The 23,001-nt window shown below is 43.4% G+C and carries 18 protein-coding genes and 2 rRNA genes; 1 reads left to right on the plus strand and 19 read right to left on the minus strand.

Annotated elements, in window-relative coordinates; translation table 11 throughout:
* Together KOD92_RS27010 and pruA are read right to left on the minus strand one after the other, a co-directional pair.
* A 16S ribosomal RNA gene (locus KOD92_RS27010) occupies nt 1-122 on the minus strand; the annotation flags it as partial.
* A 256-nt stretch (nt 123-378) separates the two neighbouring features.
* Nucleotides 379-2,010, minus strand: a complete 1,632-nt coding sequence (gene pruA / locus KOD92_RS27015; protein WP_215236731.1) for an L-glutamate gamma-semialdehyde dehydrogenase — start codon at nt 2,008-2,010, stop codon at nt 379-381.
* 199 nt (nt 2,011-2,209) lie between these two features.
* Here pruA and thrC point away from each other — a divergent pair, with 199 nt between their 5' ends.
* Nucleotides 2,210-3,517, plus strand: a complete 1,308-nt coding sequence (gene thrC, locus KOD92_RS27020; protein WP_215236732.1) for a threonine synthase — start codon at nt 2,210-2,212, stop codon at nt 3,515-3,517.
* A 131-nt stretch (nt 3,518-3,648) separates the two neighbouring features.
* On the opposite strand, the gene KOD92_RS27025 is transcribed toward thrC, so the two are convergent.
* The 17 genes from KOD92_RS27025 to rrf form a co-directional block, all read right to left on the minus strand.
* Nucleotides 3,649-5,463: a tetratricopeptide repeat protein gene (locus tag KOD92_RS27025; protein ID WP_215236733.1), complete on the minus strand. Its 1,815-nt coding sequence runs from the start codon at nt 5,461-5,463 to the stop codon at nt 3,649-3,651.
* Nucleotides 5,464-5,888: 425 nt separating this feature from the next.
* Nucleotides 5,889-7,505, minus strand: coding sequence for an Ig-like domain-containing domain (locus KOD92_RS27030; RefSeq protein ID WP_215236734.1), 1,617 nt, complete (start codon nt 7,503-7,505; stop codon nt 5,889-5,891).
* 64 nt (nt 7,506-7,569) lie between these two features.
* Entirely contained in the window at nt 7,570-8,466 is an 897-nt protein-coding gene (locus KOD92_RS27035) for a class I SAM-dependent methyltransferase (protein ID WP_215236735.1), read from the minus strand.
* Nucleotides 8,467-10,329 carry a tRNA uridine-5-carboxymethylaminomethyl(34) synthesis enzyme MnmG gene (gene mnmG, locus KOD92_RS27040; RefSeq protein WP_215236736.1) on the minus strand — a complete coding sequence of 621 codons (1,863 nt, stop codon included), beginning with the start codon at nt 10,327-10,329 and terminating at the stop codon, nt 8,467-8,469.
* Between the two features lie 53 nt (nt 10,330-10,382).
* On the minus strand, nt 10,383-10,796 hold the full coding sequence (gene ybeY, locus KOD92_RS27045; RefSeq protein WP_215236737.1) for an rRNA maturation RNase YbeY: 414 nt from the start codon (nt 10,794-10,796) through the stop codon (nt 10,383-10,385).
* 191 nt (nt 10,797-10,987) lie between these two features.
* Nucleotides 10,988-14,314 (minus strand): DUF4175 family protein, encoded by a 3,327-nt coding sequence (locus KOD92_RS27050; RefSeq protein ID WP_215236748.1) that lies wholly within the window; start codon nt 14,312-14,314, stop codon nt 10,988-10,990.
* A gap of 126 nt (nt 14,315-14,440) precedes the next feature.
* A complete protein-coding gene (locus tag KOD92_RS27055) occupies nt 14,441-15,178 on the minus strand; it encodes a porin family protein (protein ID WP_215236738.1) in 738 nt (245 codons plus the stop codon).
* A gap of 87 nt (nt 15,179-15,265) precedes the next feature.
* A complete protein-coding gene (gene trpA / locus KOD92_RS27060) occupies nt 15,266-16,069 on the minus strand; it encodes a tryptophan synthase subunit alpha (RefSeq protein WP_215236739.1) in 804 nt (267 codons plus the stop codon).
* A complete protein-coding gene (locus KOD92_RS27065) occupies nt 16,066-16,368 on the minus strand; it encodes a Dabb family protein (RefSeq protein WP_229254917.1) in 303 nt (100 codons plus the stop codon). The genes trpA and KOD92_RS27065 overlap by 4 nt, the downstream gene beginning before the upstream one ends.
* Before the next feature lie 119 nt (nt 16,369-16,487).
* Entirely contained in the window at nt 16,488-16,688 is a 201-nt protein-coding gene (locus KOD92_RS27070; protein WP_215236741.1) for a hypothetical protein, read from the minus strand.
* Nucleotides 16,689-16,712: 24 nt separating this feature from the next.
* On the minus strand, nt 16,713-17,912 hold the full coding sequence (gene trpB, locus KOD92_RS27075; protein ID WP_215236742.1) for a tryptophan synthase subunit beta: 1,200 nt from the start codon (nt 17,910-17,912) through the stop codon (nt 16,713-16,715).
* A 7-nt stretch (nt 17,913-17,919) separates the two neighbouring features.
* The gene (locus tag KOD92_RS27080; RefSeq protein ID WP_215236743.1) at nt 17,920-18,570 is read right to left on the minus strand and encodes a phosphoribosylanthranilate isomerase; all 651 of its coding nucleotides are present in this window, start codon (nt 18,568-18,570) and stop codon (nt 17,920-17,922) included.
* A complete protein-coding gene (trpC, locus tag KOD92_RS27085) occupies nt 18,567-19,385 on the minus strand; it encodes an indole-3-glycerol phosphate synthase TrpC (RefSeq protein WP_215236744.1) in 819 nt (272 codons plus the stop codon). The genes KOD92_RS27080 and trpC overlap by 4 nt, the downstream gene beginning before the upstream one ends.
* A 45-nt stretch (nt 19,386-19,430) precedes the next feature.
* Entirely contained in the window at nt 19,431-20,420 is a 990-nt protein-coding gene (trpD, locus tag KOD92_RS27090; RefSeq protein ID WP_215236745.1) for an anthranilate phosphoribosyltransferase, read from the minus strand.
* A gap of 44 nt (nt 20,421-20,464) precedes the next feature.
* Entirely contained in the window at nt 20,465-21,031 is a 567-nt protein-coding gene (locus KOD92_RS27095; RefSeq protein WP_215236746.1) for an anthranilate synthase component II, read from the minus strand.
* A 29-nt stretch (nt 21,032-21,060) separates the two neighbouring features.
* A complete protein-coding gene (locus KOD92_RS27100; protein ID WP_215236747.1) occupies nt 21,061-22,482 on the minus strand; it encodes an anthranilate synthase component I family protein in 1,422 nt (473 codons plus the stop codon).
* 398 nt (nt 22,483-22,880) lie between these two features.
* A 5S ribosomal RNA gene (rrf, locus tag KOD92_RS27105) occupies nt 22,881-22,992 on the minus strand.
* Nucleotides 22,993-23,001: the final 9 nt, after the last annotated feature.

The raw sequence follows: 23,001 nt of genomic DNA on the forward strand, positions 1-23,001 counted from the left end.
TAAAAGGTAGGTTGCATACGCGTTACGCACCCGTACGACAGTGACATTGCTGCCCCTTCGCCTTGCATGTATTAAGCCTGCCGCTAGCGTTCATCCTGAGCCAGGATCAAACTCTCCATTGTAAATTTTATTTTGGCACCTATTTCGAAAAATGGTGCCTGATTCTTTTCAAACGAGTTTTTCTTACTCCTTTGGTCTATCTCATCATGTCAAAGAACGGGACCAATCACGCTTTCTTCTCTTCTTTTCTCTTCCTCTGTTTGCGATTGGGATTGCAAAGGTAGAAAAAGATTTTGTGCATCCAAGAGTCAGTCAAAAAAAAAGTCTGAATCTTTAAAAGTTCTTTAAGAAATAAAATTATTCCTCGTTGAGATCCAATTATTCAACGGAAAGGAAAGGATATCTATAATCTTTCGGGGAAACCAGCGTCTCCTTAATTGCTCTCGGGGAAACCCATCTCAGCAAGTTTAGAATCGAACCCGCCTTGTCATTGGTACCCGAAGCCCGCGCACCACCGAAAGGTTGCTGACCAACTACTGCTCCCGTAGGCTTGTCATTAATATAGAAGTTACCCGCCGAGTTAACCAGCTTATCAGTCGCATACTGGATTGCGTAACGATCCTTTGAAAAGACAGCACCTGTCAAAGCATAAGGTGACGTTTTATCTATTATATCAATGATCTCCTCAAACTTATCTTCGTCATATATATAGACAGTCAACACAGGGCCAAAGATCTCTTCACAGAGTGTCACATAATCAGGCTTGGCAGCCTCAATAATTGTTGGCTGGACAAAGTATCCTTTAATCTTATCAAAAGCCCCTCCTGCAATTATTTTCGCCTCTGGGCTATTTTGTGCATCCGTTATATAGGATGCGATTTTATCGAAAGACTTTTCATCAATTACTGCATTGACAAAATTGCCAAAGTCTTCCACCCCACCCATTTTTATCTCTTCCAAGTCAACCAGCATTTGCGCCTTGACCTCTTCCCAAATATTTGACGGAATATATGCCCTTGAAGCAGCCGAACATTTCTGGCCTTGATATTCAAACGCACCCCGTATTAGCCCCGTCACAACCGCCTTGGGGTCAGCAGACTTATGAGCAAGTACGAAGTCCTTTCCGCCAGTTTCTCCCACAATTCTTGGGAAGGATTTATAGTTTGAAATATTATCACCGATAGTCTTCCAGATAGTCTGAAATACTTTTGTACTGCCGGTGAAATGAACTCCTGCAAACTCCGAATGGTTGAAAACAATATCTCCAGCAGCCGGACCATCTACCAATATCATATTAATGACACCATCGGGCAACCCTGCTTCCTTAAAAACCTTCATAATCACATTCGCCGAATAAACTTGCGTGAAAGCAGGTTTCCATAATACTACGTTGCCCATCAGAGCAGGAGCCGCTGGCAAATTGCCCGCAATAGCAGTAAAATTGAACGGAGTGATCGCAAAAACAAAGCCTTCCAGCGCACGGTATTCCATACGGTTCCATACGCCGTCAGAAGAAACAGGTTGTCCCTCATAAATTTCCCGCATAAAATTGACATTCAACCTCAGGAAATCTATGATCTCACAGGCTGAATCGATTTCCGCCTGGTAAGCATTTTTTGACTGTCCCAGCATGGTAGCTGCATTAATTTCAGCGTGATACGGACCGGCTATTAAATCTGCCGCTTTTAAGAAAATCGCCGCTCTTTGCTCCCAGTTCAGGGAAGACCATTGAGATCTTGCTTTCAGCGCCTCATCGATCGCATTTTTTACATCTTCGGCAGTTCCTTCGTGAAAATATCCTAATGTATGCTGATGGTCGTGAGGTGGCGATATGCGCTTCTTATTGCCGCTAAAAACTTCTTCACTACCTATATATTGGGGAATATCCAGCACCTTCGATCTTGCCTCGGCTATCGCAGCTTTCAATTCCGCTCTTTCCGGGCTTCCTGGAGCATAGTTCTTAACCGGTTCGTTCCTTGCAGCCGGAACATTAAAAATACCTATCGACATATTATTGATTTATTAGATTGTCAATTGAACATTTACAGAACAAAAAAAATTTAAATCCGATCCTGGATCAGCACTTCTGGCGAGCTGATGTGATTGATAACCAACCTCTTTTTTAATATAAGTTTCAGTCCCAAATCGCTTAACGCTTGTATTTTGACTAAATTTGCACTCCAAATTCAGGAACCTATTTTATATAAAGATGAAATTTTACAGTACCAAAACGGAAAGCCTGAAAGCCTCACTGGAAGAAGCAATTTTTAATAGCTTACCTCCGGACAACGGTCTTTACATGCCAGAATCTTTCCCAAAGATATCAGATGAATTTTTAGCAGATATTCAAAACAAATCTTTTAAAGAAATCGCGGTTGAAGTTGCAGATACATTATTTGAAGGTGAGATTACCAGGACTGAACTGGAAGACCTGATTGAAAATGCCTATGATTTCGATGCACCCGTAGTTGAAATCGGTACCAACAATTATGTTTTGGAGCTTTTTCATGGTCCTTCCATGGCGTTTAAGGATTTCGGGGCAAGATTCATGGCGGCAGTTATGTCCCATTTTTTAATCAAATCTGAGAAGAAAATAAATATATTGGTTGCTACTTCGGGGGATACTGGCGGGGCTGTTGCGCAAGGTTTTTATAAAGTGCCAGGAATCGACGTCACGATCCTTTATCCAAGTGGCAAAGTGAGTGAGATTCAAGAGAAACAGTTAACTACGCTGGGTCACAATGTGACTGCTATTGAAATTGACGGTACCTTCGATGATTGTCAGCAATTAGTAAAAGACGCATTTCTCGATAGTGAACTTAGCAGCAAATTCAACCTGGCGTCTGCCAACTCAATAAATATTGCAAGATTAATTCCGCAATCTTTCTATTTCTTCTCTGCCTACGCACAATTGAAAAAGCTTGGCAAACCAATCGTTTTTTCCGTTCCAAGCGGGAACTTTGGAAATTTGAGTGCAGGATTGCTGGCTTGCAAAATGGGGTTGCCTTTACAGCATTTTGTGGCCGCTACCAATTTGAATAATGCAGTGCCCAGGTATCTCGCTTCTGGCACTTACGAACCTGCTCCTTCTATTGAGACAATCTCCAATGCAATGGATGTAGGTAGCCCAAGCAATTTCGTGCGATTAAAAAGATTTTTTGGTGATGATTGGAAATCTGCGACCGAAAAGATATTTGGTACATTCTTCGACGACGAGCAAACCCGGGAGGCAATGCGCCAGGTTTATGAAAACTCAGATTATGTGATGTGCCCGCACACAGCCGTCGCCTACCTCGGCCTGAAAGAGTACAGTGAAAAAATTGGCGGAGACTTTACCGGCGTTTTCTTGTCGACAGCTCATCCCGCGAAATTCATCGACTTAGTGGAAGAAACTTTGGGAGAAAAGATTGAAATACCTGCTCGTCTGGAATCTTTGCTTCATATTGAAAAAGTGTCCATCAAAATGAAAGCAGACTTTTCTGCATTCAAGGAGCTATTATTGAGTAGGTTACATTAAACAAATCCGCATTTCAGCCGCCTTAGATTTGAATATAAGCTGCGAATCGGGTACAAACCTGGGAATACTACAATGTAAAAGGGTGAAAAGTCGCAACTTTTCACCCTTTTACATTTTCTGCTAAGATTTTGTTAATTGATCACATCTCCGCGCAACACCCGGAAACGCTTTCGGGATTCTGCAACAAAAATGCTACCCGGATATTTTTCCATTAACTCCTGGTAAAGCTTCATCGACTTATCCTTGTCATTTAATTTCTCCTGGTAAAGTTTGGCCATTGCAAACAATGCATCGTCTCCGTAAATGTCATGACCAAAGCTCGTATACAACATATTCAACTCATCAAGCGCCTGCCTGTTACTGTCAAGCTTAATATAGGTTCTAGCAGTTAGCCAAATAATCTCGTCTGTCAAACTGTGTTTCTCATATCTTTTATACAAACTCTTCAGACTATCGATCGCTTCGAACTTCTTGTTTTGAAAAAGCAAAAGCTCTACAGCCGAGTACTGGCGCATTGCCGTTTCCGTGCTATCCAATCCTGTGTTGTCCATGATCAGCAACGAAAGTTCATTCGCATCATTAGCGATTTCCCTGGAAGTAGCTTTTTTTAGAATATCCAGTACTGCCTTTGCCAGCTCAAACTCACCTTTAAAATAATGCAGTTTCGCATTCCTCAGTTTTGCTTCGTAGCCGAGTAAATCGTCCTTCTGCGATTTTTCAACCTGCGAGTATACGAGCGTTGCTTCCCAGGGTTCACCTTGCAGCAGGTATATATCGCCTAGATCGAGCTTGCATTTATCTACAAAATTCTTCTCCTGCTTCCCTGCCGAAATTGCAATTTGTAAAGTCTCCGTCGCTTTTTTGAAATCATCCATATAAAAAGCATACAGGATCGCCATATTTCGCAAAGCTTCGATTGTTCGCACATTAATACCCAGTTCATCTACCAATTGCTGGTACTGTCCCAGGAGTTTCTGCACTTCCGACCTGTTGATAGGGTAAGTATTTTTAACCTGCTCCTCGCGTGCGAAAATGGCCATTCTGCGAGATACGGGATACAGCTGACCTTTGGGATATTCTTTTACCAAATGATCGAAAATCGCGCCGGCATTTTGGTAATCCACATTTTGCAAAGCCAGCATTCCCAGGTTATACAGCCGTGATCCATTGTGCTTGAATCTCCTGTCGAGCGCGCGCTCTTGGATAAATGCTTTATAAAAATCCTTCTTCTGAATTTGATACCAGATCAGCAACTCATTATAGAAACCCTCATTCGGAAATTTCTGAATCTTATCATATAGCACCTTTTCTAATAGCGCCTGCTCTTTTTCATCTTTGGTAAAATCCTGCAGCATGTTCTGCACTACCTCCGTATTCTGATACCGCATTCCGTAAGAAAGCAACTCATCGATCATCTTTTCAGGATCATTCAGATCCCGGTAAACACTTGCCAGTTCAAGCTGAAAAATGTCATCGCGCTTGATTAATTGACGCGCTTCAAGCAGTATTTTTTTCGCCCATTCAGGTTGGCTCACATTCCTGTATTCCTCTGCTAAATCACGCTTCAGCTCAATCCTCAGACCAGATGACACGATTGCCTGCTCATGCTTTTTGGACGCTTCCTGCGCCTTTCCTTGCGCCTCTAACATCAATCCCCAGTACAAGTTGTACCAGCTTGCGTTATTTGCGTCTGCCTTGATCTGCCTTTTGTAGAACTGATCCCCCGCCGTCCATTCCTTTGATTTGATTATACACGCATTATAATTCTTAACCGAAGCCTTGTCAAACGTGGTCTTCAATAGCGCCGCGTAGTACGTAATTGCCTTTTCGCAATCTCCGTTCTTGAAGTATTCCTCGGCCATCTCCTTCTCGCTCTGGGCCAGCGCCGCTCCCGCCCCGCCGGAAACCAAAATTCCTATTACCAATAACTCGCAGACCTTTTTCATAATAAGAAAAGAACTTTTTGTTTTTAATTATTACCTTCTCTAGCACTGTGGATATGTAGATAAAACGTTTATCCACGATTAATCAACACAGTTATCCACATTTTGTTGATAAGTATTAGGCTTTTGGGGATAAACATTTGAGTTTTCCACTTGGTTAAGGAGCTGAAATACAATGTAATTATTATTTGTCGTAGATGCGAGTGTGGATAAAAGGAGGTATCGCTCGATTTTCACAATCCACATTCTCTACAGTGTATCAACAGGGTGTTAACTTCCGGTTAGGTGGTAGTTTGTCCACTGGAGAGAACTGAGCCTTTAGTTATCAACCAATTTTCAGAGTTATACACCGAGTTATCCACAAAATGTTAGCTATTACCAACAAAATTTGGTCGTTATTCACATAGTTATCCACACTATAGGGATAACTATTTAGATTTTTCATTTATGGTGATATTGATATCATTCAGTTCGAAGTTTGCCTTCAAAATGATTTTGTCTTTTAGATATAAAATCGGTTCAGGCTGGCGATTCTTGCTCATATCTCCGGTATCCCACCGATGGTTCCGGTTTCTATCCACAGTTACTCTTAAAAAGTATTTTCCCTGAGGAACCTGGCTGAATGTGTAGGTTGTACCTTCCTTCACCTTAACCATTTTGTATTGCTCATCAACCAGCTCGACAATGTAGTTACTCGCGGTATCCGGATTCACTACCCTACCCTTGATAATTCCATAATCTTCTTCATTTAAAACAGGATGTTTGAGGAAGGTTTTAGGTAAAGTGTCACCTTCAACACTCACGATTGTTCCTTTCGGAATGTCCCATTTGATTGAATCCTTCGCGAAGGATTTGGCCGTAATTGTAGCGATATTATGATTCGCATTCCAGCTCCATTGAAATGAACTGAGCGGCTCGTGCGACAAGCTGTCCGTGATCAATGTGATGTTTTTGTCATCCAGAGACCTCACTGGCTTATTCAAAATGAGCTTGTAGGTAAATGTATTTTCGAGCGGTCTATTCGGTTCGGGCAGCGTTGTCAGCGAGAATGCATCGCGCTGCCGGTCTTTTCCCCGCTGCTGCTGAAAAGCAATTTTTTGTTCAAAATCAGCTGATGTTCCCAATGAATCTATGGCGGTTAACTTAACCAAAGTAGAGTCAGGATGCGGTTCTACGTTAAAAAATTTGAGCGAGCCGCCCGCTTCTAGCAGATACGGCAGCGTGTCCTTATTCATGAAAGTAACATTCACCCGCTCCACCGGCTTATTAAATACCACCGAATAGTTGTTCACTTTGGGTATTGTCCGCTGGATTTTAATTGGGGTATTATCTGATAGAAACATCGAGATATTGTAAGAAACAGAGTCTACACCTGCGGTTACACTTTCTTCCAGAAAACCCATTCTTTCATCCTTCGCATTGAATAGCATATTTCGGTTCTTATCGTCGATCGCAATGAGTTTGTAGGCACGGGTTTGTATATTTTCGATTGAAAAAACACCAGAGCTGTCGGTTCGGGAAAAGTAATAGGGTTTCTGCTTTGTGATATCGAGTGTGTCGCTGATGTTGTACAGCCCTACTAATGCATCAAATAGCGGCCGGCCTGTCTGCATATCTTTCAGTGTTCCATACACCCTCCCGGAATCAAGTGAAGAGCCTGTGCTGAACACAATTTTTAGATTCTTAGCAGGATTTTTTTCGGCAAAATCCCTGATCGCATCCCCGAAATTAAGTGTGAATGTAGTGCTGTCCTTGAACTCATTCTTAAATGAGAGCAGTACGGACATCCCGTTCTGTTTGTATGAATAAGGGTTGTCGGCTTCGGGCGTGATCACCAGTTTCTGATTGATATTATCTACGACCACATATTCGTCAAAGAACAACTCTACCTTTTTGCCCTTAAAATTGAGCGTCTTGTTGAGTGGGTTGCTCTCCACAAGGTTAGGTGGGATTGAATCTTTTTTTCCGCCGGTGGGCGAAACTTGCTGAGCGCAGCGATCGAACAGGAATAGTAGTAGCAATGCAAACAGAATGGTACGGATCATAATTTATCAGTATTAAAAAGCCCCGGTACTATTTCGTACAGGGGCTTTTCGGAGTAATTGGAAGCTATTTCTTTTTAATAATATAGATAATGCTGGAAGTATTGATTTCCTGCCCGACTGAAACCCTTCCCTTCCAGTTTGACATCAGCCCGGTTGTCGCGCTGTTTACAACATCAATCTTCTTATGCCGGTACTTTGTGCTGAGCATACTCACATAAAACGAATCGAACCACATAGGAAGGGTTTTCTGTACTTCAAATCCGTGATTAGCGAGCAGTAATTTCATGCTGTTTTTGGTAAAATGATACAAGTGGCGCGGCACATCGTAAGCAGCCCAAAACTTTCCATAAGCAGCAGCATCGTACGACTCCGGATTAGGTACCGCGATTACAAGCGTACCGTTTGGCTTCAAATGTGCATTCAGCCAGTCGATTGTTTCATTCAACTGATGTACGTGTTCCAGAACGTGCCACATCGTGATCGCGTCAAATTGCTGGCTGGTGAGTTCGGGAGCAGAAATACTGTCAAACACCCTATCCCCTATCCTTTTCTGCGCCACAGCACGTGCGCCGGAATCCGGCTCAGTACCATTCACTTTCCATCCATTTGATTGAATAGCACTCGCAAAACTGCCGGTCCCGCATCCGATATCCAGCAATGTTCCTTTTTGAGTAGTGTACTTGTTAATCAGTTTTATCTTCTGTTGAATAGTGTAATCCCGAACTGAATTATAAACCCGGCTCATTAGATCCTTCGCATCGTCGTGGTGGGAAATGTATTCCTGCGATTCATAAAACGGACCAATTTCACTTTCCGCCGGCCGGGGATTCGTGAACAGAAACTGACACGAATCGCATTGCTGGATCTGGAATTGTTGATGTGAAACTGTGTAGTCTTCTGCAACTATAAACTCGCGAAAATGCGATTTACCACACACCGGGCATTTGTCTAGTGTTTCCAATTAGCGTCCTATATAAAGCATTAAAACAGAAATATCCGACGGACTCACGCCGCTGATTCGCGAAGCCTGGCCAATCGTTGAAGGGCGCGTCCTTTTTAGTTTTTCACGGCCTTCGTAAGAGAGAGAAGTAACAATATCGTAATTGAAATTGTCAATTATATTCAGGTTTTCAAGCCTGTTCATCTTGTCTACAAGCAGCATTTCTTTTTCAATATAGCTGTCATATTTCAGATTGATCTCCGCTTGCTGAACTGATTCTTCTTCAAATGCTGCGATCAGTCCTGCTACAATACTACTGTGCTCGGCCAATTTTTGAACTGATATTTGGGGCCGTTTCAGTAATTGGGATAGCGTCGTTTTCTCTCTCAGCAGTGCAGTTTCCATCTGCTCCAATGCGCCGTTAATTTCTTCCGGGCTTACTTTGGTCGTTGCGAAAATGGATATAATATGCTCCACCTCGTTTTGTTTCTTTTTAACAGCATCCAGGCGATCCTCACTGGCCAGGCCAATTTCATAACCTTTTGCAGTAAGCCTGATATCCGCATTATCCTGGCGCAGCAAAGTCCGGTATTCGGCCCGGGACGTAAACATGCGATATGGTTCTTCTGTACCCTTATTGATCAAATCATCGATCAATACGCCAATGTAAGCTTCCGATCTTTTCAGAACGAAAGGAGACAAATCGTTTACATTCCGGTGCGCATTAATACCCGCCATCAAACCCTGGCAAGCCGCTTCTTCGTAGCCTGTAGTCCCGTTGATTTGTCCTGCAAAAAATAGGTTTTTGATAAGGTGCGTTTCAAGCGTAGACTTTAATTGCGTCGGCGGGAAATAATCGTATTCGATCGCATATCCGGGACGGAACATTTTTGCATTCTCAAATCCGGGTATCTTCCGCAATGCAGCATATTGTACGTCTTCCGGCAACGAAGTCGAGAAACCATTCACGTATACCTCCACGGTATCCCATCCTTCCGGCTCTACGAAAATCTGGTGCCGATCTTTGTCTGCAAATCGGTTGATTTTATCCTCCACCGAAGGACAATACCTAGGTCCAAGTCCTTTAATACGTCCTGAAAACATCGGAGATTTTTCAAATCCTGTTTTCAGTACGTCATGAACTTCCTGGTTTGTATAGGTAATCCAGCAGCTCCTTTGTTTAGCGAGTGGCTTGGTGTCGGTATATGAAAATTTGGCTGGCTTTTCGTCGCCTGGCTGTTCTTCCATTTTGGAATAGTCCAGTGAGCGGCCGTCTACTCTTGGTGGCGTTCCTGTTTTCATCCGGCCAGCCTGGAAGCCCAGCTGAACCAATTGTTCGGTTAACCCCGTCGCCGCCTTCTCCCCTGTTCTACCGCCACCAAAGTTTTTCTCGCCAATATGGATCAGTCCATTCAGGAAAGTTCCATTCGTGAGCACTACTGATTTGGATTTGATTTCAATACCCAGACTGGTTTTCACACCTTTCACCTGACCGTCCTCAACTAGCAGCTCCTTGGCGGTATCCTGCCAGAAATCGACGTTTGGATTATTCTCCAAAATATTGCGCCACTCCGTGGCAAACATGGCACGGTCGCTTTGGCAACGTGGGCTCCACATGGCGGGACCTTTTGACAAGTTCAACATCCGGAACTGGATCATAGTCTTGTCACTCACAATTCCCGACTGTCCGCCAAGCGCGTCAATCTCCCGCACGATCTGCCCTTTTGCCACTCCGCCCATTGCTGGGTTGCATGACATCTGTGCGATGGTATGCATGTTCATTGTGATCAGTAGCACCTTCGATCCCATAGTCGCAGCGGCAGCGGCGGCTTCACAACCCGCGTGGCCTGCTCCTACTACAATCACATCATATTCTTGAAACATATTTGTATTCTTGTTAAACCACTTTAGTTAAAGTGTTCCACGTGGAATTTTAATTAAAAGAGCGTAAGGTATTGGTTTTCCTTCGCCCGCATCAGGCTTTTCTGCTCTTCATCCGCGTCGCCGTAGCCCGTCAAATGCAGTAGTCCATGAACCAGAACGCGCCTCAGCTCGGTCTCAAAATCGACCTGAAACGTAGCTGCGTTCTCTTTCACCCGGTCTATACTCACATAAATATCTCCCTCCAATTTGTTGTCTTCCTCACTATTGTCAAACGTTATAATGTCCGTAAAATAGTCGTGATCAAGATATTGTTTGTTGATTTCCAGCAGGTATTCGTCCGAGCAAAAGATGTAATTCAGCTCGTTTATTTCATAACCTTCTGATTCAGAGGTAGTTTTTAACCATTTCTTGGTTTTTTGAGGACGAGGCAAGTCAAAATCGACGTCTTCAGAGAAGAAATTCAGCATGCGATTAGGGCAAATCAGGCTGCGAGCAATTAAGTGTCAAAGCCTGTTTTGCTTAAAGATTTGATGGTAAATATTTTACAAAAATAGCAAGGATATTCCTAACAAAAGAACTGGCAGGAGCCGGTTCAGAACAACGGCTTGTTAAAACGTGTTAAAACCTGTCCTGCCAGTTCAACAGAATGGAAGTACGATCAGTTCTTTGCCTGGTATTTGCGGAAATAGGAATCTACCTCGCGTTTGTAAAATGGCGAAAATGTCGGCGGGATTGTTCTCAGCAGTTCGGTCTGCTTTTCTTTTTCACGAATGTATTTTTCAAATGCAGCTGGCGGTTGGCGCGGAAGCTCTTTGGCACTTTGCGCTTTTCGCTGCTCATCCTCGTCCTGCTCCTTCATTGCCTTCTCCGATTCCAGTAGCCGGATCGTAATTTCCTGGTTGCGTTTAATTAGCTCCGGCGTGATCCTCTTATTCACGAGATCCGTTTCAGTCTCGTCCATCTTGTCAGATATCTCCTGCAACTCCTTGCCCATTTGTTTGCCTACCTCGGTGCCTTTTTGAGATTCCATTAGGTCTTGTATCATTTTGCGGATCGCAGCCTGCTCGGCCGCCATTCTCGCAAGCTTCTCCGAATTGTTGCCTTGTCCTTCCTGCCCCTCCCCTTTTCCGAGTTGCTTGATCTGCCCATTCAGCTTTTCCTGCATTTCGCCCATTCCGGGACTTTCGCCTTTCTGCTTCCCTTTTTTGCCTTTTCCTGCTCCCGGCATTGCCATCGCCATTTGCTGCTGCATTTGGTTGAATACATCACTCAGCATCAGCGCCAGGTTGTTCATGGAAGTCATCGCAGATTGCTGCTTCGAAGTGGCGGTATTAATTTGCCTGTCCTTAATGCTCTTCACGCTTTCGTCCATGTACGATTTCATATCGTTCAGTTCGCGTGTGATGAAAGACTGGATCTGTTCGGCGCGATTGGCAAGTGCATACAAACTGTCCTCGACAATTTTCGCATCATCTTTCAGTTTCAGTTGCTGCTGGCCAAGCTTTACAAATCGAGGATCCTGCAAGCTTACTCCTTTGAAATCCTTCATCAGCGCCTCCTGGTCGAAAGAAAGTGTGATCAGGTTTTCAAGAATATCCCGGAGCGCGTCCAGGTTTTCCTGCATTTGTTCCATCTCCGCCGCTTCCATTGACTCAGCCATCGACTTCGACATTTTCTTCATCGCTTCCGCGGCCTTTTTCTGCGACTGAGCAGCTTTTGGATTCTGTTGCTTGTCCAACTGCTCCTTACTCTGCTCCATCTGCTCAGCGGCGCTTTTTTGCTCTTCTTCCTGGGTGTCGACAGGCTTTTCCAGTTCCTCACCCATTTTCTCGATTTCTTTGGTATTCTCCTGCGCTTTTTTGAAATCTTCCTGAATTTTCTCCTGCTCCTTTTTCAGCTCTTCATTTTTGCCTTTTTTCTCTTCGTTATTTTTCGTCTTGTCAGTCTGTTCGGTTTTTTCAGCCAATGCATTTTCCTTTTCAGCAAGGTCGTCCAGTTTTTCAACCAGATTCTCCATTTTCTGCTCCATTTGCATTTGCTTGAAAAGCTTCATGGTTCTTTCCAGCTCCTTTTCAAGGTTATGTTCCTTGTTGCGCAGCTTTTCCATCATGCTCGACATTCGCTCGCTTTGTTTCTGTTCGAGCAATTTTTTCAGTTCCTGATAAAGCTTTTCAGTATTCTCATCTTTGAGTTCGTTCATCAACTTTTGCAGCTGCTCGATCTTCGCCTGAAGTTCCGGGCTCTGCTGGTTGAATTGCTTTGATTTTTCGTTCGAATTCTGGTGCTTTTCCTGCAAGGCTTCCAGTTCCATCATCAGCTCCTCGCGTTTCCGCAAAACTTCCTCAATTTGTTTCTGTTCTTTGAAATCGAGCTCTTTGTTGCTTTTTAAACGGTTGTCCAGATTTTCTATATCCTTTTGCAAACTCTGCGCTTTCTTCAAGGCAGATTGCATTTGGTTTTCTGTTTCCTGTTCCGATTTTTTAATATCGGCTTCGAGCTGGTCTTTGGAAGGTACTGTAAACTGTATTGATCTTGACCGGGTACTTTTCGCTCCATTAATTCCGTCATTATCCCAAACCTGCGCATAGTATTCGATCTTATCGCCCGGTGCCAGTTGCAGGCTGTCTACATACCATTGAAAAAAGAAGCTTTGCGTATTGACTGTTTTGTTAAACGGAATTGGAATACCTTTTGGCTGCGAAGGCTCTTTTGCTCCTTCTCTTTTTACCGAATAGAACATTTTGAGCTGAGAAAACCCGTAATCGTCACTGATAGAGCCGCCGAGTACCAGGTAATTGTAAAGTGTTGTATCCTGAAAATTTTCAAGGTTCATAACAGGATGTTTATCAGGAATCACATTGATGAAATACCCGATCTTATCCGCATTCTCCGTCTGATCATTTTTAAGAGAAACCTGATATTGAGCCGATTTCCTCACCGACTTACGAACTTGAAAATGTTCCCCATCACTTTCTTTAGCGCGATACAAACTCGAATCGTTTTCGAACCTGATAGCAAGTGATTTAGTCGCGGAAGTATTGAAATCCCATTCAATGGTGGTTCCCTCCGGCACTGAGAGATTTCCTACGTTATTCAGCCCCTCCGAAGGTTTGTTGAGGTAGGCAGGATAATGCAGATTTACGTCAAAAGAAAGCAATGAAGGCCGCTCGTTGACATGAATGCGGTATTCATCAGATGCGAAGCCAGCCGCGTCGAAAGAGAAAGCTACGTCGCGCTGAAGATTTTTGAAAGTATAGGAAAACGTGCGGTTACCTTCCGAATTCAGCTTAAATCTGGAACCGTTTTGAACCAGGTAAACAGCAGCAGGAAGCGCCTCTCCTTCGAGTTTTAGTTTTAATGTAAAATCCTCATTACGAAAGGCTTTCAGATTTTTGTTTTGAAGAATAAATGAGAATGGGGCGTAAGTATAATTCTTCTGAAAATTAATAATGCGGTCTGAACTTGACGAGAAGAATGCGGGATTAAATAGCAGGATCGCGGCAATAGCAGCCAGAGGATAAATCGCGTATTTAATGCGTTTTCTATTTTCATTAAACCGTATTGCGTCCGAAAACCGGACTATAAGGAGCTGGTTTGACTTTTGGCGTATACTAGCCTCAATAAGGTCGGATTGCATGCCTGATAAACCCCTTAACTGCAAGGTATTGACCAGCTTATCTCCCACTTCCGGGAAGTATTGGCCTATTTGTAATGCAGCGTCTTCATCAGAAATAGGCTTTCTGATTCCGGATAAATGAATAACAGGCTGAATAACCCACTGAAAAATCGAGAAAGCCAAAACCGCGAGGAACCCGAAAAAGAGCATTCCCCTCACCAGCGAGCTGAAACGACCGAAATATTCGATGGTATTGAAAAACAGAAAAACAGTCAGCAGCAGGCCTACCGAGAAGATAATGCCTTTTAGTAACTGATTCTGATAATATTTCTGACGGTATTCCTGAATTCGCAGCAACAAGCCTTCCATTGCCGGGGTGAAAGGGGCCATATTTATTTCGTTATAACTGTGGACTGTATAACGTATGCGAGAACTAAAAATTACCGATCACCCGCATATGCTTTAAACGAAGAAATATAGTGAATTTTCAGGAAATTACAGAGAAAAAAGCAGCCCGGCGGAAGCGTAATTGATCCAGTTGAAGTTGTAAACATCGTCCACGTCAGCACCGCCTTCCACTACGCGGTAACCCAGCTTAATGCCAACCTTGTTGTTGATCTGATAAGCTACACCCGCAAAGATGTCTTCCGCACGTCCATATTTAGAGGCCAGCGCGTCGCCTTCCAGGATAATGGACCAATGGTAGGAAGGCTTGTATGCAGCGTAGAAATTGACAAGCGGGACAAATCCGAGATTGTCAAAATGCGTATCCTGTGATTCGTTTCTGAACCGCACATCTGCATCCCGGATCTTGGCGGTTAAACCTAACCCAACCAGCCAGCGTGCGCGTGATACAATATCGTAGCGATATGTTAGCCGGTAGGAATTAAATTTGTAGTTGACTTTCACCGGCTGGCCAGCGACAAAATTGATGTTATTAAAGTTAACATCCTGCTTAAAAGAACCGTTATAAGTCACTGAAAGCGGCGCATATAGCAGCGATACATTGTGTCTTTTTCCAAACAAATACCCCGCCCTGATCCGGTAAAATAACTTTGGGTCGATAGTCAGGTCCTCAGCCAGATTCACCGTCGTGCCGCCGATATTCGGTATCCTTACTTTGTTATAATTAGTGCCAAAAACCAGGCCACCCTCAACGTCTAGTTTGAGCTGCGCGAATGCGGAACTGACGCTGCACAACAGCATTGCAATCAAAAGGAATCGTACTTTCATGTTCACGTGGTTTTATAAAAAAACAAACAACCCTACGCGAGTTGTTTGTACAAAATCAGTGCCTGAAGAGCGCCTTTTCGGCAGTATTTATATTTCAACGGTTTCCGGATAGTTCTTTACAGATCTTACAAATGATTTCACGTCCTGTTCCAGATCGGAAGTTTCCTGCAAAAGACGGATGAATGCACTACCGATAATCGCCCCGGCTGCTTGCTGCGAAGCCTGCGTGAAGGTGGCATTATCCTTAATCCCAAAACCGATCAGTCGGGGATTTTTCAGGTTCATTGCATTAAGCCTGGCGAAATATGATTCCATATCCGCGCTAACGCCCGTTTTTGAGCCCGTAACACTCGCTGAGGAAACAGTATAGATGAACCCTTCACTGATTTCGTCAATCTGCCTGATACGCTTTTCTGACGTTTGAGGCGTGATCAGGAAAATATTAAGGATTCCGTATCGATCGAATATGGATTTGTATTCATTCAGATAAACATCCATCGGCATATCAGGCAGGATCAATCCGTCGACACCTACCTCTGCACATTTGCGGCAAAAATTCTCGACTCCGTACTGCAAAACGGGATTTACATAACCCATCAATAGCACCGGAACGAACACTTTTTCACGCATATTATGCAACTGCTCGAATAGGATCTTTACCGACATTCCGTTTTCCAGCGCCCGGTCATTACTTTTCTGGATCGTCTCACCATCTGCAACTGGGTCAGAATAGGGCATACCGATTTCTACCAGATCGACACCGCCGTCCTGCAAAGCCTGCAAAACGCGGGTGGTATCATTCAGCTCCGGGAATCCAGCAGTAAAGTAAACATTCAGCAACCCGCCGTCTCCCGGCTGTTTTTGCTGAAAAAGTTCTGTTATCCGGTTCATTCTTTAGTCCAGTAGTCAACAACCAATACTTTGTCAAGATGAGGTCCCAATACCTTTCCGAATGCTTTGTGATCAGGGTGAGGCAGGTATACTTCGCGGCCGGCTTCACTGTCAAATGTTACAAAGAATACGTGCGTAAAACCTTGTGACAGACCTTCCGGGCTATTATTAGTACCCCATTCCAGTCCTTTTATTTCTTTGATTTTAGATGGAAGTGCTTTGAATGCTTCTTCCACTTCTTTCACCTGAGCAGGAGTTGCCGAATCTTTGAATTTGAATAGTACAACGTGACGTAGCATTTTTTTAGAAGCAGTGGTTTGGGCTGAAACAAAAACTGTTGATCCAAGAAGGAACAGACAGGCGAAAAACAGGGATTTTAGATTCATTGTATGGAGTTTAGATAAAATGCAGATAGTTTCTAAGCTGAGCAGTTGAGGCATTCGCCTTCATCGCTGAATTTAAGCCGGTCAAATTCTCCTAGTTTTTCTTTTAGTTCGAGAACCTCATCTTCCAGATCGCATCTTTCAAAAAGAGAAAGCTCTCCGGAGTTAATCTTACCTTCCAGCTCCTTGATTTTCAATCTCAGATCAAAAACTTCGGGCAGTGTTAAAGTCGCCATATATATTCAAAAATAAGTGGAAAATCAATCGATGTATTTCATGTAAGTGGCCATATCCTTATCTCCCCTACCCGACAGGTTCACTACCACAGTTTCACTTTGCGCAGCACCTAATCTGCCCAAAACAGCTAATGCATGCGAAGATTCAAGTGCAGGAATAATACCTTCGAGCCGCGTTAATTCAAATGCAGCCTGAACAGCTTCTTCATCAGTCGCCGATAGGAATATCCCTCTGCCACTATCAAAAAGATACGCATGCTGCGGTCCGATTCCCGGGTAATCCAGTCCTGCTGAAATGGAGAAAGGCTCAACTACCTGTCCGTCATCGGTTTGCATTAAGATAGTGCGGCTTCCGTGCAGCACGCCAGGTTTGCCCAATGCAGTTGTCGCAGCAGAATGTCCGGAAGAAATTCCCATTCCGGCAGCTTCCACAGCCACCAGTTTCACATCTTCGTCCGCGAGATAGTGATAGAATGCGCCGGCAGCATTACTTCCGCCGCCAACACAGGCAAGTACATAGTCCGGGTTTTCTTTGCCGGTATGTGCTTTGAGCTGCCATTTTATCTCTTCGGAAATAATGGATTGAAAACGGGCAACCATATCAGGATACGGGTGCGGACCTACCACAGAGCCAATAATGTAGTGCGTATCTACCGGATTATTTATCCAGTGTCGCATTGCTTCGTTGGTAGCGTCTTTCAGCGTTCTGGACCCGCAGGTTGCCGGCCTTACCTCGGCACCTAGCATTTTCATGCGGGCTACATTCGGGGCCTGGCGCTCAATATCCAGCTCGCCCATGTATACGACACATTCGAGGTTCATTAATGCGCATACAGTCGCAGTTGCCACACCGTGCTGGCCAGCTCCGGTTTCGGCTACAATGCGTTTTTTGCCCAATCGCTGCGCCATTAATATCTGGCCGATCGTATTATTGACCTTATGTGCGCCAGTGTGGCACAGGTCTTCCCTTTTCAGGAAGATATTGGTATTGTATTTATCTGAAAGCCGGTTCGCACGGTAAAGTGGTGTGGGCCGGCCTACATAATCGCGAAGCAAGTCGTTATAGGACTTTTGAAAAGAAGGGTCGTTGATAATCTGCAAATAGTTTTCCCGCAACTCTTCTACGTTTGGATACAGCATTTCAGGAATGAATGCGCCTCCAAAACTTCCGTAATATCCGCTGGGATCTACCTGATAGGTCTTCTTTTCTAATGTTTCTTCCATAAGATTATTAAGCTTCCGCCTCCTCTTTTTCTTTGATCCGGATCAGATTAAATAACTCTTCCAGTTTTGAAATATCCTTTACCCCTGGCTCAGTTTCAAATTTGCTGTTGACGTCGATTCCGTAAACAGGTAATGTTTTTGACAATTCAATGATATCGTCGATATTGTCCAACCCTATTCCCCCGCTGAGGAAAAATGGTTTTTCATTATCGTATTTCTTTAACAGGTTCCAGTCAAACGAAGTCCCGTTTCCGCCCGGATTAGCTCCGGCACTGTCAAAGAGGAAAAGATCGCAGAAAGATTTGTAATTATTGAGCATTGCGAAGTTAAACTGCTCGTTGATCGAAAATGCTTTAATCACGCTGACACCCTTTTGGCGAATGCTGCGACAGATATCGGGCATTTCATTTCCGTGAAGCTGCGCATATTGCAAGTCATATTTTTTGACCATATTCAAAATGTGGCCAGGGCTTGCATTTACAAATACGCCTACCTTTTTTATGTTTTGCGGAATAGTTTTAACATACTCCTCACTTAATTCTTCTCCTGCAAAGCGAGCGGATTTTTCGTAAAATATAAATCCTATAAAGTTGGGTTTTAGAGCAACCACTTCTTCAATATTGCTTTGCTGGCGTAATCCGCAAACTTTAATTTTCATAGAATCAGGGAATTTAAATTGCTATGTTGAGCTAAGTTTTTCTGCAAATCTGCAAGTGCGGTTCCAGGATTTACAGTCTTCATAAAAGTTTCACCAATCAAAAAGCCTTTGTAACCATGTTGAAATAGTCTGACAATTGTATCAGCGTCTTTCAAACCACTTTCTGATATTTTAACAAACGAATCAGGAATCTGTTCGCTTAATGCAATAGAAGTTTCGATTGAAGTTTCAAAAGTTTTCAGATTTCGGTTATTAACGCCCACAATATCAATGTGGTCGCCAATAGTTTCTTCCAGTTCCTGCTGGTTATGAACTTCCAGCAAAACGTCAAGCCCTAGTTCGTGCGCTTTCCGACTCAGATCTGCTACCTCGGAAGGAGTTAAACAAGCCGCGATCAACAAAATAACATCCGCTCCTATTGATTTGGCTTCAAAAAGCTGGTATTCGTCCACTATAAAGTCCTTTCTCAGCATCGGAATGCCGGGATTAGCTTCACGCGCTTGCAAAAAATCATCAAATGACCCGCCAAAAAAATCCTGATCTGTCAGTACAGACAAACCAACTGCTCCTGCTGCCACATAATCTTTCGTCACAAATTCCGGCCTCACCTGGTCATTAATAATGCCTTTCGACGGCGACTTCCGCTTGAATTCTGAAATGATCTGGGGAGTTGTAGCAGCTTTTAAAGCTTTGGCCAGAGAGATCGTTGATTTAGAGAAATAAATCCCCTTTTCAAGATCTGCAAAAGATTTCTCCTTCTTGGATTCGAGGATCTCAGTTCTTTTTCTAGCTATGATTTTTTCTAATATATTCATTTAAGGGTCTGATAATTAAAAACATAGGTCTAGTAAAGCTGCCTGCTATGCTTCAATCAGTTTTTTGAAACTATATAACGCCTTTTTACTCTCCAAAGATTCACGGGCAGCTTCTACCGCATCCAGTAATGGCAATTCGGGATTAGCACAATGCAGTGCCAATGCAGCATTCGCCAGTACAGCCTGCTTTTGTGAAGAAGTTGCAGTATCATTTAAAACATTCATGAAAATATCAGCGGAATCTTTCACTGTCTGACCGCCGGCCAGATCCTGTGCGCGTAGCGTTTGAAGCCCTAAATCTGAGGGAGAAAGTATTTGCTCGGAGTGAGCTGTAATGATTTTAAAAGGGCCTGTTAATGACACTTCGTCGTAACCGTCTAACGCGTGAAGAACTAAAAATTTCTTATCCGTCTGTTGGTAAAGATAAGCAAAAAGACGCGCTAATTCAAGACTGAATACCCCTACAAGCTGTTTTTTGGGAGATACCGGATTCACCATTGGGCCCAGCATATTGAAGAAAGTTTTGACACCAAGTTCACGGCGGACAGGCGCTACATTTTTCATAGCAGGATGAAAAAGTGGCGCATGCAGGAAGCAGACACCAGCCTCTTCAATCTTCTTTTCCAAAACATCTTTTTCATTGCTGAAACGTGCTCCGAGATATTCCAGCACAGTAGACGAGCCACAAAGTGAAGAAACGCCGTGATTACCGTGTTTGGCGACTTTCTGACCGGTGCCTGCCACAACGAAGCATGACAAAGTAGAGATATTGAAGGTATCTTTTCCATCGCCGCCCGTCCCGCACACATCGATAGGATCATAAGCCGAAAGGTCTATAGAGAGGCAAAGTTCCAGCATTGCATCCCTGAACCCTTCCAATTCCTCGACGGTAATGCTCCGCATCGCGTAGATTGTTAGAAAAGAGGCTATCTCGGAGTTAGAATATTTTCCTGTGCTGATCCCGATCAGAACATCTTTGGCTTGGTCCTTACTTAGGATTTTATATTCAAAAAGGTGACTCAGAATATTTTTCATGCGTAAACTATTTCAATGGGTCAATGCTTTGGGTTAGTTCTCAATTAGATTTTTAGCCAGTTTTCCAGCATTGTTTTACCGTGTTCGGTCAATACTGACTCAGGATGGAATTGGAGTCCTTTTACATCGAATTTTTTGTGAGAAAGTCCCATTACCCTACCCTGCTCGTCCAATGCTGTAATTGTCAGGTCATCGGTAAAGGATTCGGGAATAACTGTCCAGGAATGATATCTGCCTACCTTAAATTCATTTGGAAGTCCTTTGAAAATACGTTCTTCAGGATCGGTTACAATCGCAGTATCGCTGATTCCGTGCAAAACGTCAGTCATATTCTGCAATGTAGCTCCGTACACTTCGCCTATTCCCTGGTGGCCAAGGCAGATTCCGAGAATACTTTTGCTTGGGCCGTATTGCCGTATTACTTCATGCATGATACCCGCCTCTGACGGGATACCCGGACCGGGAGAAAGCAAGATCTTATCGTACTCCTGCACTTCATCGAGCCCAATCTTATCATTTCGAAAAATATCGACGTGATCGTTCAACTCGCGCAGAATGTAAACGAGGTTATATGTGAAGGAATCGTAATTATCGAGGACTAGAATTTTCATGGGATCTTTATTTCAAGATTTTTTTACAGTTATATTTCCCCTGCTACCTTAATAGCCTGACGCAGCGCAGCGAGCTTATTATTAATTTCCTGAAGTTCACTTTCGACGTCGGATTTTGCGACCACGCCCATCCCTGCTCTAAAAAACAAGTTATTATCCTTGCTCAGGAAGGTTCTGATAGCGATCGCGTGATTGAAGTCACCGTTAAAATCCATGAAACCAATAGCCCCTCCGTAAATGCTTCTGTTACTGGTCTCCATCTGGTCGATCAGCTTCATCGCATTGTGTTTGGGCGCTCCCGATAAAGTACCTGCAGGGAAAGTATCAGCTACCAATTGCAGCGGATTGACATCCTTTTTCATTTTGCCAACCACTTTAGAAACGAGGTGAATTACATGGGAGTAATACTGCACCTCCTTGTAATTCGTAACCTTCACATCGTCGCAGCTCCTGCTCAAATCGTTTCGGGCCAGGTCGACCAGCATTACATGTTCTGCGGTCTCTTTCGGGTCATTTAGTAATTGCTGAGCAGCTTCTGCATCCGCTAAGTCGTCTCCGGTTCGTTTGAAAGTCCCGGCAATAGGATGAATTTCGGCCTGTCCTTTTTTGATAAAAATTTGCTTTTCAGGAGACGAGCCAAAGATTTTATAGCTGCCATAATCAAAGTAGAACAAATACGGAGATGGATTTATAGACCTGAGTGCTCTGTACACATTGAATTCATCGCCTTGAAAGCTATGGCAGAATCTTCTTGAAGGTACTATCTGGAATACGTCACCCCGGAGACAGTGATCAATCCCTTTTTGTATCACTGCCCGCATATCGTCGTCAGTTACATTCGACGTTTCATCAGATATGGTATTAAATCCATATTTAGGAAAGTTCCGGTTCTTTATTAGAATTTCAATTTGTTCAATTCCTGCGCCGTCACTTTCGCCAACATACTGATGTTCAAATATGTACAGTTCGTTCTTAAAATGATTGATTGCTATAACGTATCTGTATACTTGATAAAAGATCTGATCAATTTCTGTTTCCGGGCTAGCTGGCTGTATGGAAATATCTTCAAAATAAGTGACCGCATCATAGGTCATATGGCCGAAAAGACCATTCGTGATAAAAGGAAATGTTGTCTTTTCAGCTTTAAAGCTTTGAGCAAAACCATAAAGCGCCTGAACCGCGTCTTTTTGATTTTCAAGAGCATAGCTGCTATTTGTACCGTCCGGAAATTGTTCAGTGACAGAGCCTGCATTTAATTTAAAGGATGCTACTGGATCACAGCATATGTAGGTGAAGGAATTCTCGTTTCCATGATAATCTGAGCTCTCGAGCAATATCGTGTTTACAAATCGATCTCGAAGTTTTAGGTAAATAGACACAGGTGTGAGCGTGTCAGCCAATAGCTTTTTAAATCGGGTAGTTATAGCAAAACTTTTATCAAGGGTTTTCATCAGTATGATTTTATAAATGCATAAAAAAAACGGCTCGCTGAGATGAACAGCGAGCCGTTTGGAAGTATATTTTTTATACTATACAATAGCCTACTCGTCCATCTTGTTAAGATGTGCTCGCCACCACCATATAGTATTGAATGCGCTCATTAATTTATTGATTTGGTCTTCTGGTGACAAATATAAGTAAAAACAGATATGATGTAAAAAGTGAAATAAAAAATTTATGCTAATCCGACTGTTAGTTTACTTTGCGTTAGAAAGTGCAAATCTTCTTTTTGCAGATGTTGACGCAGACATTATAGGCTGTCTGTGCGATCCCAGCAACCTTTGGGGAGTTGATACCATGCTTCAAACGCAAAAAAGACCATCCTTTTGGGATGGTCTTTTGAATGGTATTGTGGCGACTACCTACTTTACCAGGTTTGACCCAAGTATCATCGGCGGTTCTGGGCTTAACTTCTCTGTTCGGGATGGGAAGAGGTGAACACCAGGCCAATAGTCACCAACAAGATCTTT

It is taken from the genome of Dyadobacter linearis (assembly GCF_907165045.1).
In the GTDB taxonomy this organism is placed as follows: Bacteria; Bacteroidota; Bacteroidia; order Cytophagales; family Spirosomataceae; genus Dyadobacter; species Dyadobacter linearis.

Bases quoted from the DNA above. Each gene is read 5' to 3' on its own strand.
- pruA (WP_215236731.1), bottom strand. From the start codon at position 2,010: ATGTCGATAGGTATTTTTAATGTTCCGGCTGCAAGGAACGAACCGGTT.
- thrC (WP_215236732.1), top strand. From the start codon at position 2,210: ATGAAATTTTACAGTACCAAAACGGAAAGCCTGAAAGCCTCACTGGAA.
- KOD92_RS27025 (WP_215236733.1), bottom strand. From the start codon at position 5,463: ATGAAAAAGGTCTGCGAGTTATTGGTAATAGGAATTTTGGTTTCCGGC.
- KOD92_RS27030 (WP_215236734.1), bottom strand. From the start codon at position 7,505: ATGATCCGTACCATTCTGTTTGCATTGCTACTACTATTCCTGTTCGAT.
- mnmG (WP_215236736.1), bottom strand. From the start codon at position 10,329: ATGTTTCAAGAATATGATGTGATTGTAGTAGGAGCAGGCCACGCGGGT.
- ybeY (WP_215236737.1), bottom strand. From the start codon at position 10,796: ATGCTGAATTTCTTCTCTGAAGACGTCGATTTTGACTTGCCTCGTCCT.
- KOD92_RS27050 (WP_215236748.1), bottom strand. From the start codon at position 14,314: ATGGAAGGCTTGTTGCTGCGAATTCAGGAATACCGTCAGAAATATTAT.
- KOD92_RS27055 (WP_215236738.1), bottom strand. From the start codon at position 15,178: ATGAAAGTACGATTCCTTTTGATTGCAATGCTGTTGTGCAGCGTCAGT.
- trpA (WP_215236739.1), bottom strand. From the start codon at position 16,069: ATGAACCGGATAACAGAACTTTTTCAGCAAAAACAGCCGGGAGACGGC.
- KOD92_RS27065 (WP_229254917.1), bottom strand. From the start codon at position 16,368: ATGCTACGTCACGTTGTACTATTCAAATTCAAAGATTCGGCAACTCCT.
- KOD92_RS27070 (WP_215236741.1), bottom strand. From the start codon at position 16,688: ATGGCGACTTTAACACTGCCCGAAGTTTTTGATCTGAGATTGAAAATC.
- trpB (WP_215236742.1), bottom strand. From the start codon at position 17,912: ATGGAAGAAACATTAGAAAAGAAGACCTATCAGGTAGATCCCAGCGGA.
- KOD92_RS27080 (WP_215236743.1), bottom strand. From the start codon at position 18,570: ATGAAAATTAAAGTTTGCGGATTACGCCAGCAAAGCAATATTGAAGAA.
- trpC (WP_215236744.1), bottom strand. From the start codon at position 19,385: ATGAATATATTAGAAAAAATCATAGCTAGAAAAAGAACTGAGATCCTC.
- trpD (WP_215236745.1), bottom strand. From the start codon at position 20,420: ATGAAAAATATTCTGAGTCACCTTTTTGAATATAAAATCCTAAGTAAG.
- KOD92_RS27095 (WP_215236746.1), bottom strand. From the start codon at position 21,031: ATGAAAATTCTAGTCCTCGATAATTACGATTCCTTCACATATAACCTC.
- KOD92_RS27100 (WP_215236747.1), bottom strand. From the start codon at position 22,482: ATGAAAACCCTTGATAAAAGTTTTGCTATAACTACCCGATTTAAAAAG.